This is a genomic window from Brevibacterium antiquum, assembly GCF_016107655.1.
Classification (GTDB): domain Bacteria; phylum Actinomycetota; class Actinomycetes; order Actinomycetales; family Brevibacteriaceae; genus Brevibacterium; species Brevibacterium antiquum.
The window spans coordinates 185840-198487 of the sequence record NZ_JABASX010000004.1 but is presented as its reverse complement, the minus strand read 5'-3'; the positions used below and the strand labels follow the sequence as shown (position 1 = coordinate 198487).

Genomic DNA, 12648 nt, shown 5'->3' with positions numbered 1-12648 from the left:
GCCGTACGTGTTCAGAACTCTGTCTTGGTCCCGGGACCGAAGACGTGTTCGTGCTGTTCGGCACAGTACTCGGACTCCGCCGCCTCCGGCCGGTCCTGAGCCGTCATCATCCTGTGCCACAGCGGGTAATAAGCGGGAAGCTGCGAAGCAGTGGTGAGACGATCGCGTGCTTCCTGGGGCAAGGTCAGCTCAGCGGCGTCGAGGTCCTCTTTGAGGTGTTCGAAGCTGCGCGCCGCGATGACCGTCCCGTTGATTCCAGGGCGGCCCAGAATCCAGGAAATCACCACGTGAGGAATCGACCACCCCACGTCATCGGCGATCTCATCGAGAAGCTCGATGAGATCGTAGGCGCGGGCCCAATCCGTGACATGCGGCTCCGGCCAACCCGTTCCCTGCCGAGTGTTCGAGGGAGTCTGCTTGCCGCGTCGCACCTTCCCATTGAGCAGCCCTTCGCCCAGCGGACTCCACCCGAAGGTCCCGACGCCAAGGTCGCGAGCGGCCGGAATGATCTCGTACTCAATCTCCCTGGCTTCGGGGGTGTAATACACCTGCTGAGCGATGGGCCCCTCGAGACCGGCCAGCTTCGCCTCATACACCGTCTTCGCCAACTGCCAGCCGTTGAAGTTGGAGACTCCCCAGTACCGGATCTTTCCGGCTCTGATGAGTTCGTTGACAGTGGCGATCGTCTCGGTGATCGGTGTCTGTCCGTCCCACTGGTGGATGTAGAGCAGGTCCAGGTGGTCGGTCCGCAGACGACTCAAGCTGTCGTCGACAGCCCGGATCAGGTGGTGCCGACTCGCCCCTGAGTCGTTGGGCCCGTCGCCTGTGGGCATCCGCGCTTTTGACGTGAGGATGACGTCGTCGCGTCTGTTGCCCATGATCTCGCCGAGGACTCGTTCCGCGTCGCCAGCCGAGTACAGGTTGGCGGTGTCGATGAAATTCACGCCGCGTTCCAGTGCCTCGCTGAATTGACGATCCGCGTCGTGACCCCGAACGCCTGCAATCTTCTCGAACCCTCCCCCTGAGCCGAAGGGTATCGTCCCCAGCGCCAACCTGGATACGTACAGACCCGAATTGCCCAGTCGTGTATATTCCATCGTCGGTCTCCTTGTTCTTCCTTGAGATCTCAGCTTTTCGAGGAGATCTCAGCTCTTCGAGTCCGTCGCAGACGAATGACCCAACTCACGAGCACAGTGAGAACAGCAGAACGTGGCCTGCCCGGATTCGACGCCGTGGCCCCTGATGGGACAGCCCCTCTTGTCGCGGTGGATCAGTGTGGAGTGGTCATGCTAGTGACTCACGTCAACCGGCGGAAGGGGGTGGCCTGATCGCAGCTTGTCCGCGATAATGCCGTATCGGGCAACTCGACCGCGATCAGTTCGGCTGACCGATCACCAACAGGAGCTTTCCGCTCTCGAGCTTCGTCTCGAGGTCATCGCACTCTTCTGGATCGAAGCCGAATCCGCGGAAAACGGTTCTGAGCTCAGAGTCTTCTTCGTTCCAGCGATCGGCAACGAAGTCCGCGATATCGGCAGGCTGGGAGGTGGCATCGCCGACGATGCAGTCGATGCGTTCGTCATCGTGGGCGAACACATGGAGACTTTCCTTCGGCACACCCTTCGATGCTTGCTTCTTCAGTTCGTTCAGCAACCCGATATCGTCCTGAAATGCCTTCACCGTTGGCTTCATTCCAGTTCAGCTCCTCATTCGAACCAGTGACTACCGGCAGTATCTCACCAAGCGTCCACCGAAGTCACTGCGCCGTGAGATCTCCCTGCGGCTCATCGGCTTCGGCCAGTGCCGTGAGAAACCGGATGACGACCTCACGCTCGTCACTGCTCATGGCGGCGGCGGCATCGAAGCGGCGCGCGTGTTGGCGGCCGATCGTCTCACGTGCCGCCTGTGCGGTCTCAGGCGTCACGCTGATGCAGATCGACCGCTGGTCTTTGGGATGCGGCGCACGGATCAGGTGGCCTGCGGCGACGAGGCGGTTAATGAGCTTCGTCGTCGATGCACTGGAGATCCCCACCTCAACGGCGATGTCCCTGGGAGTGATGATCTGCCCTTGCTTCTGCGCTTGCATGAGCATTCGGATGGCGCGCATGTCACTCTCATTGAGGCGCATATACCGCCTGGATGCCTCCGCCAGCGCCCGATCGGCTTCCCGCCAGAGGTGCAGCGACTCCATAACGGACATGCACTGCGTGATTTCGGACTGCGTCAGCTGCGAACGATCGGAGAACTCGAGATCGTTCGAAAAGTACTTCAATTCTGAATCCGGGTGGATTCTTCGCTCTGTGCTCGACACGATGACAGCATACCGTTGCTACACTGGATGAGATCTCTCGCCTGGCTAACGAAAGTGGGTTCGTACAGTGGAAATGGTTGTTCGGGTCGACGGACACGGTGGCCTTCTCGTCACACGGCGCGCACTGACGAAGAAGTCGTGGCTGGGAGTATGGACGGATTCTTTCTGCGGCCATCCAGGGCCCGGCGAAACGCTTGAGGCTGCAGTCCGCCGCCGGTCCGAATCCGAAGAGAACGAGCTCTGCCCGGTCTTCATCGCCCGGGCCACATCGTCGATGGCACCCAGTCATATCGCCGAGCACATCGCCGAGGCGGGGCTCAATGACTGATTCGATCACCCCACTCGAAGACATCGCGTTCTCGCTCCAGGACCGGCTCTCACAGGTGCTGGCGGAGGGACGGCACCGTTCTCGCACATTCTCCGCACAGTACGGACAGCTCTGGGACTCACTCACACACATGGCCACAGGCGGAAAGCTGATCAGACCACGCCTGCTCCTGGACGCACATCGCGGCCTGGGCGGACGTGACCAGGCCGCCGCCGTCGACGCGGCATGCGCCATGCAGCTGCTGCACATCGCACTCGTCATCCACGATGACGTCATCGACAATGACACCATCCGTCGTGGTGAGGCGAATATCTCCGGAGAGTTCGCCTCCGACGCACTGTGCCGCGGCGCCGGCCGGCGTGAGGCTCGAGTCTGGGGAGACGCCACAGCGCTGCTGGGCGGTGACCTGATGCTCACCCTCGCCCATTCTCTGCTGGCGCGGCTCGATGTCGACGACGCCAAACGCCGGGCCATCCTCGACATCTTCGATGACACGTTGTTCCGGAGTGCCGCGGGAGAACACTCAGATGTGTGGCTGAGCCTGCATCTGGAAGAGGCGCGTTCCCAGGAGGTCCTCGAGATGGCAGGGCAGAAGACCGCCGTGTACTCGTTTCAGGCTCCCCTGCTCATCGCGGCTGTTCTGGCCGGAGCAAGCAGCACCCAGACTGCCGAACTGGCCGCTATCGCTGCACAGATCGGCATCGTCTACCAGCTGCGCGACGACGTCCTCGGTCTGTTCGGCGATGAACGGGAGACCGGGAAATCCAATGTCAGTGATCTCCGTGAAGGCAAGGAGACTCTCTTGATCACGTTCGCTCGCTCCGATCCGTCCTGGCCTGAGGTCCGCCCCCTCTTCGGGGATAGGACGCTGAGCAATGCCGATGGTGATCGGCTGCGGACCATCATCGAAGAATCAGGAGCTCGCGTGTTCGTCGAATCCATCATCACTCAGCGCTGCGAGGACCTGTATCGACTCATCTCCGATGCAGCCCTGCCGTCGGCGTTGAGCCGCCAGCTGATCCAGCTGACCTCCGACTGCAGCTCGCGCATCGCATGAACTCGGCGGGCATGCGAAAAGCAGTGGGAGCACACGACGAGACCGAACCTCGCGTCGAGCACGATGGAACCATGTGGAGGATCCGCTCCTACGAGGCAGCCACTACCGTGCTGCGTGCGCGTCACCGGACCACTCAGGCAGGATTCACCGCAGAGAAGATCCCGCGCGGGTACTTTCGGAAACACCCCATACTGATCTCAGACGGTGACGATCACGATTCTCAGCGCAAAGAGGTCGCTCGCTACTTCGCCCCCGCGGTGGTGTCTGCGAAGTACGGAGAATTCATCAACGAGCGCGCTCAAGCCCTCGTCGACCGCGCCGTCGCGAACGGCGGGCTTCGCCTCGATGAGGCGGCTCTGAACTATTCGGTCGAAGTCACCGCCGAGATCGTGGGACTGACCGAGTCCTCCACCGATGCGATGGCCAAGCGTCTCGTCGGGTTCTTCCGACAGCCGCCAGTCGACCTCGCCGCTCCTGCGATGGGCCGAACCCGTCGGCAATGGGCCCAGGCGGCCGTCAACGGCCTCTTGCCCATCGGACGGTTCTACGTTCACGATGTGCAACCGGCGATCCGCTCCCGGCGCAGACGACGCCGCGACGATGTGCTCTCGCATCTGCTCTCCGCCGGCTACAGCACCGCCGACATCCTCGTCGAGTGCATGACCTACGGCACCGCCGGCATGGTGACGACTCGCGAATTCATCACCATGGCGTGTTGGCACCTGCTGACGGACGAAGAGCTGGGCCGTCGCTACACCGTGTCCTCACAGCCCACCCGTCTGAAGATCCTCGAGGAGATCATCCGCCTCGACCCTGTCGTCGGCCACCTCTACCGTCGAGCGCAAGCCGATATCGAGGTCTCGGACAACGGATGCCCCCACACCATCTCCGCAGGCGACCTGATCGACGTGTGTGTGAGACAGACCAACACCGACCCACAGGCAATGGGAACCGCCCCGGAGACGATCATCCCCGGGCGCGATCTCGGACGGGGGAAGGCCGCGACGGGGCTGAGCTTCAGCGACGGAGCCCACGCGTGCCCCGGCCAGCCACTGGCTCTCTACGAAACCGATGCCCTTGTCCACAAGCTCCTGGCCATCGGCCCACGCATCCTCCGGAAGCCCGAAATCAGCTGGGACAACCTCATCGAGGGGTACCGTCTGCGCGGCATGGACCTGAGCCTGATGGAAAGGTCGCGTCCAGCAGCCACGAGAGAGCCGATATGAGTTCATTCGAATATCTGGCGCTGATGGGTGCCTGCCTGCTGATCACGCTTCCTCTGGAGCTGGTGTTCTCCGCCAAGGTGTATCGACGCTGGAAGATCCTGATCGGATCTCTTGTTCCGATCGTCCTCATCTTCTCGCTCTGGGACGTTGTCGCCATTTCCCGCGATCATTGGACCTACAACCCGAAGTACGTCACCGGCATCCACCTCGGCAACCTGCCGTTGGAAGAGATCGTCTTCTTCATCGTCATCCCGATCTGCGCCCTGCTCAGCTACGAAGCTGTGGGCACCGTGCTCAACTTCTTCACGAAGAAGGCCAAGAGCAGAAGGGGAGGCAATGGTAGTGCCTGAATACACGCTGATGACGATCCTCGGGATGCTGGTCGTCATCGGGCTCGAGGCCTTCGTCTTTCGCAGCGGGATCTTCCGACGTGCGAAGTACTGGGCCGCGCTCGCCATCTGTCTGGGATTCCAATGCCTGGTCGACGGCTGGCTGACCAAACTGACCGATCCCATCGTCATCTACAACCCGTCTCAGTTCCTGAATCTGCGCTTCCCCTGGGACATCCCGATCGAAGACTTCGGATTCGGATTCGCCATGATCACCTCTGTGCTCATGGTGTGGCAATGGCAGCTCAACCGTTTGCAGAAGGGCACCGAATGACACCTGGACCACGACCCAGAGATCGACGTGCGCAGAACATCCCCGCACCGCAGGGACGCCCTCGCCCTCTCCGACCCAAACGGGTCACGGTCATCGGCGGGGGCATCGCGGGATTGGCCGCGGCCACGATCCTCGCCGAACACGGCGTCACGGTCACTGTGATTGAGGCCGAGCACCACCTCGGCGGGCGTGTGGGCGCATGGCCGGTCGGAGACGGTCGGACCATGAGCAGGGGATTCCACGCATTCTTTCGGCAGTACTACAACCTTCGCGATCTGCTCAGTCGGGCAGATCCCGAGCTTCACCGCCTGCAGCCCGTCGACGACTACCCCCTCCGCCATCGCCGAGGCTCCACGGACACCTTCGCCTCGATCCCCCGGACTCCACCGTTCAATCTCCTCGGGTTCGTCTGGCAGAGTCCGACGTTTCCCCTCCGCCGGCTCCTCGACGTCGACATCCCGGCTGCGGTTGAACTCATCGACGTCGAGTTTCCCGCCACCTATCGACGTTACGATGGTGAGTCCGCCGCCGACTTCCTCGACCGGCTGCGCTTCCCCGACGAAGCTCGACATCTGGCTCTTGAGGTGTTCGCACGTTCCTTCTTCGCCGATCCGCAAGATTTCTCCGCCGGTGAGCTCATCGCCATGTTCCACACCTACTTCGCCGGATCGGCAGAGGGCCTGCTCTTCGACGTCCCCGTCGATGACTACGACACCGCTCTCTGGGCCCCTCTGGCCGACTATCTCACCGAAATCGGTGTGCAGATCCGCACCGGGGAGATGGTGACCTCGCTTGAAGCCACCTCGTCGGGTTGGATGGTGTCGACCGAGCGCCAGGAGGTCCACGGCGATGCAGTTGTCCTCGCGGCCGATCCCGCGCGAGCTCGTGAGCTGCTGAAAGTCAGCCGCGACTCGATCGTACGCACCGCTCCCGCCGCGCAAGGATGGCTGGAGAACCTCGACTCGCTGACCAACGCACCGGCTTTCGCGGTGCTTCGTCTCTGGCTCGGGGCTCCCGTGGCTGACCATCGGCCGGAGTTCTTGGGCACCAGCGGATATGACGTCCTCGACAATGTCTCGGTGCTCGAACGCTTCGAGGAAGGGGCCAAGCAGTGGGCGCAATCCCACAACGGTTCGGTTCTGGAACTTCACGCCTACGCGCTCGACATCGGCGCTGATCCGTCTGAGCGGGACAGGGCAAGCATCGTGACCCGCCTGCTTTCGGACCTGCATCAGGTCTACCCCGAAACCGCCCATCTGCCCATCGTCGACCAAGAGCTGCTCATCGAAGCAGACTGCGCGTTGACGGACACCCGCCCCTGGGATGAGCGGCCCGAAGCTGCCACCCCGATTCCGGGTCTCGTCATCGCCGGTGACTATGTGCGCTGCGACTTGCCTGTGGCGCTCATGGAACGTGCTACAACGACCGGTTATATGGCGGCCAATCACCTTCTCGCCTCGTGGAGGGTCGAAGGAACCCCGCTGTGGTCACCACCGACTCGCGGACTGCTGAGACGCGGCGTGCTCGGGCGCCTGGGGCGCGGGGTGCTGGGCAGGCTGGGCGGATGAGACATCACTGCGAATCACAGAGAGGAACTCATGAGCACTGACTGGACACGCTTTATACTTCCGTCGGCTGTGTGTGCCGGAGCAGCCACGCTCGGTGCACTCGGTACAAAGGTCGACTCTGCTTGGTATTCGAACTTGAAGAAGCCTGCATGGCAACCACCGTCCCGGGTCTTCGGGCCCGCGTGGACAACCTTGTATTCGTTGACAGCATTCGCATCGGGCCGCGTTCTGAATCGCTTGCCGAACAGTCGGGACCGACGAGCGTATCTGGGTGAGTTGGGGGCGAACATGGCAGTCAATGTGGCATGGAGTTGGCTGTTCTTCTCCGCTCGGCGTCCGGATGCTTCTCTCCTCGCCTCGACCGTATTGGAAGCATCGACGCTGAGACTGCTGACGAAGGCTGCCAAGGTCGATCGGGTCTCGGCGGCAGCGCTCGCACCGTACGCGGCGTGGGTGGGATTCGCGACAGTTCTCAACGCGGAGATCCTGCGTCTCAATCCGAGCGATCGCTGATGGGCACGACCGACGAGGACCTCACTCTGGTGTGGTTTCGTGATGACCTGCGCGTGAGTGACCACGCAGCACTCACGGCGGCGCGTGCCGATGGCCGCGTCATCGCCGTGTGGATTCGTGAGGCTCGCGACAATCAGGGACTGGGGCCACGATCACTGGGCGGGGCCAGCCGGTGGTGGGCGCACGAATCGTTGGCCGTTCTCCACCAAGAACTCTCTGATCTGGGAATTCCTCTGATCTTCGCTGCAGGAGAGGCGGCTGAGATCATTCCGCAGCTGGCCGACAGCCTCGGCGTCGGCGCGGTCCGATGGTCGCGCCGTTACGCCCCCGCCTCCCGGGCTCTTGACAGCCAGATCAAGACCGTACTTCGCGAGCAGGGCTTCGCTGTCCATTCCCACATCGGGTCTCTCCTCGTCGAACCTTGGACGGCCGCACCTCAAGGTGGTGACCACTACAAGGTCTTCACTCCGTTCTGGAAAGCCGTGTCAGGACGTGAAGTCGGTGACGTGCTGCCGACGCCCGAACCACAGTCACCAATCGACCCGTCCCTGGTGGAATCCGCGCGAGGCTGCACAGCCGTAACCGACCTCGACGGACTGGGACTCCTCGACGGCACAGGGACCGGTTCTAGACATTTCGCTGCAGTCCGCGGCCCCCGATGGTGGCAGGACACCATCGCCTGCCACTGGCTGCCGGGAACCCGGGCCGCTGCCGACCAGCTCGACGATCTGGCGCTGGGCATCGACGGCTACAGCTCTACCAGGGATGTTCCCTCGGATGCCAACAGCACCTCTCGACTCTCGCCGAGGCTGCGGTTCGGAGAACTGTCACCGCGGCAGCTCCTCCACGCCGCCCAGACGACGACGTCCGTTACCCCAGACGACCGCGCAGCATGGGTCCGTCAGCTCTACTGGCGCGAATTCTCCTGGCATCTGACCTACCACTACCCCGACATCGACTCCACGCCGATCAGGAGTGAGTTCCGAAACTTCCCCTACGAAGACGACGATGAGGCTCTGGCCCACTGGAGGTCGGGGGCCACAGGCTATCCGCTCGTCGATGCCGGCATGGCCCAGCTGTGGGAGACCGGGTGGATGCACAATCGAGTTCGGATGGTCACGGCGAGCTTTCTCACCAAGAACCTCCTCCAGCATTGGTGGTGCGGTGAGCAGTGGTTCTGGGACACCCTCGTCGACGCCGATGAGGCCAACAACCCGGTCTCCTGGCAGTGGGTCGCGGGAAGCGGAGCCGATGCCGCTCCCTATTTCCGAGTCTTCAATCCCGAACGCCAACGCGAACGCTTCGATCCCGACGGCGCCTACGTCGACGACTGGCTTCCGTATCCCCCAGCAGCGGCGCCTGCTCCCATCGTTGACCTGGCGGATTCGCGACAGGCCGCGTTGAGTGCCTACGACCGGATGAAGAATATGTCCGCAGGAGCTGTGTCCGCAGAAACTACGTCCGCAGGCGATGACGATACGAAGGCGGTCCGATCATGAAGGTGCTTCTAGCAGGATGTGGTGATCTCGGAACTCGCCTGGGCCTGCGGCTGGTGCGAAGCGGCCATGAGGTCGTCGGTGCACGCCGGCACACCGAGCAGCTTCCCGACTCGTTCGAAACGCTTGCGGTGGACCTCGGCAACCCCGGCGACACCACCATCGACGGCATCGATGCAGTGGTCATCACGCTGACTCCCGATGACTATTCCGATGCAAGTTATGAGCAGACGTATCGCCATGGGGTCGAGGGTCTGATCAGCATCCTCAGATCCCGACCCAAGCGGGTGATCCTCGTGTCCTCGACTCGGGTCCTCGGCAGTGCGTCGCCTGGCGAGACCGCTGATGAGGACACTGTGCCCCGGCCTGAGTCGGGTCCTGCACGCACTCTCTGGGAGACCGAGAATCTGATTCGCAGCACGTTCCCTTCCGCCTCGATCGTTCGGGCCGCCGGGATCTATGGTCGCGAGGATTCTCGCCTCGTCGACGGAGTCCTCTCCGGCCGAGCAGTGAACTACCGACGGTGGACGAATCGCATTCACTGCCGAGATCTCATCCGAGTCTTGGAAGCTCTCCTGTTCACTTCTGACCCGCCGCAGCTGTTACATGCTGCGGATTCGTGTCCAGTTCAGCTGGGCGAGGTCGTGGGATTCCTGGCCTCCTCGCTGAAAGTCTCGGCTCCGCCAGACCTGAGGGAAGAGCCCGAGGCGGGAAGACGGATCGAGAACACCCGGCTCCGTGACTTCATCGGATCGTTGGATTTTCCGACGTTTCGAGACGGATACCGGCACCAGTTACGCGATCCCGCGCCGGCGCGCCTAAACTGAGGTATGGCTGATTTCAACACAGGCGACACCGTGACGATCACTGGCGAACCCATGAATGGCAATACCGGCAAGGTCGAGGTCTTCGACGAGGAACGGGGCAAGTACCTCGTTCGGGTCAATGACCTGGCCCAGCACTACTACAGCGCAGACGAGCTCGAGCAGTTCAACGGCTGAGATATCGCTGCGGCGAAGGTGCGGCCTTCGACCGGCAGCGGGCCCGGGCTTGAGTCTCCGCGGATGTGTTTGAGAACCAATTCAGCGCTGATCAGGCACATCGGCACACCGACACCGGGTGCCGTCGTTGCACCGGCGTAGAAGAGTCCCTCCACTTTCTTGGAGGCATTCTGCTGGCGGAACATCGCGCTCTGCCGCAGCGTATGGGCGGGCCCGAGCATCCCGCCCAGCCACGAATTGAAGGTGCTGGAGAAATCCGTCGGGCCCTGCGTCTGCCGAAATCTGATCCGAGCTCTCAAGTCAGGAATGCCTGCCCATTGCGCAATCTGATCGATGGCTCGATCCGCTGCACGCTCGATGCGCGGATCTCCCTGCCCATCGATGCCGCCTGCGCCCAGGCCTGCATCAGCGGGCACGGGTATGAGGATGAATAGATTCTCGTGATCGGGTGGTGCCACGCTGGGATCGGTGTGGCTGGGTTTGCACACATAGGCCGATGCCGGGGAGGAGATCTTCGGTCGAGGGCCGAAGATGTCGTCGAAGTTGGTCGACCAGTCGTCGGTGAAGAACAGTGAGTGATGGGGAAGCTGCGGGACTTCTCCCTCAATTCCTAGGAATACCAGAATGGCGCCCGGCCCGCTCGTCACCTTCTCCCACCAGCTTGCAGGGAAGCTCCGATCGACAGGATCGAGGAGCTGAGTCTCCGTGTGGTGGAGATCAGCGGCGGAGACGACGATGTCACAGCGGTGTTCGTGCTTTCGGCCCTCGTGATCCGTCCAGACGAGACCGGTGGTTTTCCGGAGTCGACCGCTGCGCGGGACAGCAGTTATGTGCTCCACTGCGGCGTTGGTGTGCACACGGACTCCGGATTCTGCGACGATGCGGGTCAATGCGTCGACGATGGTTCTGAATCCTCCCATCGGGTATCGGACTCCGTCGTCAAGATCCAAGGCACTCATCAGGTGGTAGATCGCAGGTGCCGTCCGCGGGTCCGTGCCGAGGAAGATTGCCGGGTATTGGAGGATCTGTCTCAGCATGGGATGCCTCACCGAGGCCGAGGAGAAGCGTTCAAGAGATGTGCCGAGCTGACGAACCAAGGTCGGGAGCGCGGTCATGATCTCTGGCCGAAGCATCGATATCGGTGAGGTGAAGGGATTGTAGAGAAAGTAGTCGATCGCCATGTTCTTGGTGCGGTCGGCCGATGCCAGGTATCGGCCCAGAGAACGACCGCTGCCCCTCTCGACGCGTTCGAAAACCTCGAGAACCCGGGCTCTGCCCTGCGGAATCGTGATCGTCTGCGCTGGTGCGGATGTCGAGCCGGGGCTGAATACGGTGTAGGCGGGGTCAAGACTGCGCAGATCCAATTCGGCACTCGCAGAGGTCCCGACGAGGTTGAAGAAGTGTTCGTAGACCTCCGGCATCAGGTACCAGGAGGGCCCGGTGTCGAATCGATAGCCGTCCCGCTCGATCGAACCGATACGACCGCCGAGCGTGGAATTCTGCTCGAAGAGGTCAACGGTGTGTCCTTCGCGCGCCAACAGGGCTGCGGTGGCGAGGCCTGCAGCACCTCCACCGATGACACCGATGCGTTGTGTCATGGCCGTCCTTCCCTTGCAGTGGACAGGATGGCTCGCGATGCCAGACGCATCTTCACCACGTTGGGGATGCGCACACGCTCCTGATAGAGGCGATCTACGGGAGTGAGAGCGATCCTGTCGTTGAGAGCTGCGAAGAGTGCAGCAGCACTTCTCACCGCTGCTCTGGCATCCTTCGGCAGCAGCGAGAACGTGGCCTGAGCGTCTGCGAGCTGCTGTCGGATGATGATCACCCACGCGGCCTTGTCGGAGTCTGAGAGTCGAGTCTCAGTGGTGAGGTAGCTGCGATGGAGGCGCACACTGTCGTCGGCCAGATCGCGGAGGAAGTTGATGTTCTGAAACGCCGCCCCGAGCTGCCGCGCCCCGAATTCCAGCGTCTCAACCTCGGTGGGGGTGCGGCTCTGATCGCTGAGGAAGACCTTGAGGCACATCAGGCCGACCACTTCGGCGGAACCGTAGACGTAATCCCGGTGTTCGTCCGCAGGGAGACCGCGGACGGGCGCACTCGGGGCGCTCAGATCTGCCCGCATTGAGGCGAAGAACGGCTCGATGAGATCAAACGTGATTCCGGTAGTCCTGGCCGTCTGTGCAAACGCGTGGATGACGAGGTTGTCGCTGATGCCGAAGTGCAGTGCGCTGCGGGTTGCGGCAGCGAAGTTGTCCAGCAGCTGCCGCTGCTCGCCTGCATCGAGTCCAGCATCAGCGGCAAGACCATCAACGATCTCATCGGCGATCCGCACAAGGGCGTAGATGTTGCGGATGTGGTGCCGATAGGTGGGTCCGAGGAGTCTGGTGGCCAGGCCGAAGGACGTCGAATAGTTCGAGATGACGACCTTGGCCGCCTGCTGGGCCGTGTGGCTGAACACTTCGTGCGTCTGCGGGAACATATTCGT

General features: G+C 62.2%; 15 protein-coding genes. 10 read left to right on the top strand and 5 right to left on the bottom strand.

The annotated features are described in order from the left end of the window. Positions 1–11: 11 nt before the first annotated feature. The 3 genes from JFC13_RS08520 to JFC13_RS08510 form a co-directional block, all read right to left on the bottom strand. Complete coding sequence (locus JFC13_RS08520; RefSeq protein WP_198396664.1) at positions 12–1097, bottom strand: aldo/keto reductase; 1086 nt, start codon at positions 1095–1097, stop codon at positions 12–14. Between the two features lie 277 nt (positions 1098–1374). After that, positions 1375–1689 carry a general stress protein gene (locus JFC13_RS08515; RefSeq protein WP_198396663.1) on the bottom strand — a complete coding sequence of 105 codons (315 nt, stop codon included), beginning with the start codon at positions 1687–1689 and terminating at the stop codon, positions 1375–1377. Between the two features lie 64 nt (positions 1690–1753). Beyond that, positions 1754–2308 carry a MarR family winged helix-turn-helix transcriptional regulator gene (locus JFC13_RS08510; protein WP_332839365.1) on the bottom strand — a complete coding sequence of 185 codons (555 nt, stop codon included), beginning with the start codon at positions 2306–2308 and terminating at the stop codon, positions 1754–1756. A 73-nt stretch (positions 2309–2381) separates the two neighbouring features. Here JFC13_RS08510 and JFC13_RS20005 point away from each other — a divergent pair, with 73 nt between their 5' ends. Genes JFC13_RS20005 through JFC13_RS08460 form a run of 10 tightly spaced genes read left to right on the top strand, consistent with a single transcriptional unit; the run spans position 2382 to position 10160 of the window. Further along, complete coding sequence (locus tag JFC13_RS20005) at positions 2382–2636, top strand: NUDIX domain-containing protein (RefSeq protein WP_198396662.1); 255 nt, start codon at positions 2382–2384, stop codon at positions 2634–2636. Next, positions 2629–3693 (top strand): polyprenyl synthetase family protein, encoded by a 1065-nt coding sequence (locus JFC13_RS08500; RefSeq protein WP_198396661.1) that lies wholly within the window; start codon positions 2629–2631, stop codon positions 3691–3693. The genes JFC13_RS20005 and JFC13_RS08500 overlap by 8 nt, the downstream gene beginning before the upstream one ends. 11 nt (positions 3694–3704) lie before the next feature. Then, the gene (locus tag JFC13_RS08495) at positions 3705–4919 is read left to right on the top strand and encodes a cytochrome P450 (protein WP_198396660.1); all 1215 of its coding nucleotides are present in this window, start codon (positions 3705–3707) and stop codon (positions 4917–4919) included. Continuing rightward, complete coding sequence (locus JFC13_RS08490; protein ID WP_198396659.1) at positions 4916–5269, top strand: lycopene cyclase domain-containing protein; 354 nt, start codon at positions 4916–4918, stop codon at positions 5267–5269. Before JFC13_RS08495 ends, JFC13_RS08490 begins: the two co-directional genes overlap by 4 nt. Continuing rightward, complete coding sequence (locus tag JFC13_RS08485; RefSeq protein WP_198396658.1) at positions 5256–5582, top strand: lycopene cyclase domain-containing protein; 327 nt, start codon at positions 5256–5258, stop codon at positions 5580–5582. The genes JFC13_RS08490 and JFC13_RS08485 overlap by 14 nt, the downstream gene beginning before the upstream one ends. Continuing rightward, positions 5579–7150 (top strand): FAD-dependent oxidoreductase, encoded by a 1572-nt coding sequence (locus JFC13_RS08480; protein ID WP_198396657.1) that lies wholly within the window; start codon positions 5579–5581, stop codon positions 7148–7150. The genes JFC13_RS08485 and JFC13_RS08480 overlap by 4 nt, the downstream gene beginning before the upstream one ends. A gap of 30 nt (positions 7151–7180) precedes the next feature. Further along, complete coding sequence (locus tag JFC13_RS08475) at positions 7181–7663, top strand: TspO/MBR family protein (protein ID WP_198396656.1); 483 nt, start codon at positions 7181–7183, stop codon at positions 7661–7663. Further along, the gene (locus JFC13_RS08470) at positions 7663–9162 is read left to right on the top strand and encodes a cryptochrome/photolyase family protein (protein WP_198396655.1); all 1500 of its coding nucleotides are present in this window, start codon (positions 7663–7665) and stop codon (positions 9160–9162) included. The genes JFC13_RS08475 and JFC13_RS08470 overlap by 1 nt, the downstream gene beginning before the upstream one ends. Then, on the top strand, positions 9159–9986 hold the full coding sequence (locus JFC13_RS08465) for an NAD(P)-binding domain-containing protein (protein WP_198396654.1): 828 nt from the start codon (positions 9159–9161) through the stop codon (positions 9984–9986). The genes JFC13_RS08470 and JFC13_RS08465 overlap by 4 nt, the downstream gene beginning before the upstream one ends. A gap of 3 nt (positions 9987–9989) precedes the next feature. After that, positions 9990–10160: a KOW domain-containing RNA-binding protein gene (locus JFC13_RS08460; protein WP_009884241.1), complete on the top strand. Its 171-nt coding sequence runs from the start codon at positions 9990–9992 to the stop codon at positions 10158–10160. Here the strand turns inward: JFC13_RS08460 and crtI are convergent. Both crtI and JFC13_RS08450 read right to left on the bottom strand, forming a co-directional pair. After that, positions 10124–11758: a phytoene desaturase family protein gene (gene crtI, locus JFC13_RS08455; protein WP_198396653.1), complete on the bottom strand. Its 1635-nt coding sequence runs from the start codon at positions 11756–11758 to the stop codon at positions 10124–10126. The genes JFC13_RS08460 and crtI overlap by 37 nt on opposite strands. Continuing rightward, on the bottom strand, positions 11755–12642 hold the full coding sequence (locus JFC13_RS08450; protein WP_198396652.1) for a phytoene/squalene synthase family protein: 888 nt from the start codon (positions 12640–12642) through the stop codon (positions 11755–11757). The genes crtI and JFC13_RS08450 overlap by 4 nt, the downstream gene beginning before the upstream one ends. Positions 12643–12648: the final 6 nt, after the last annotated feature.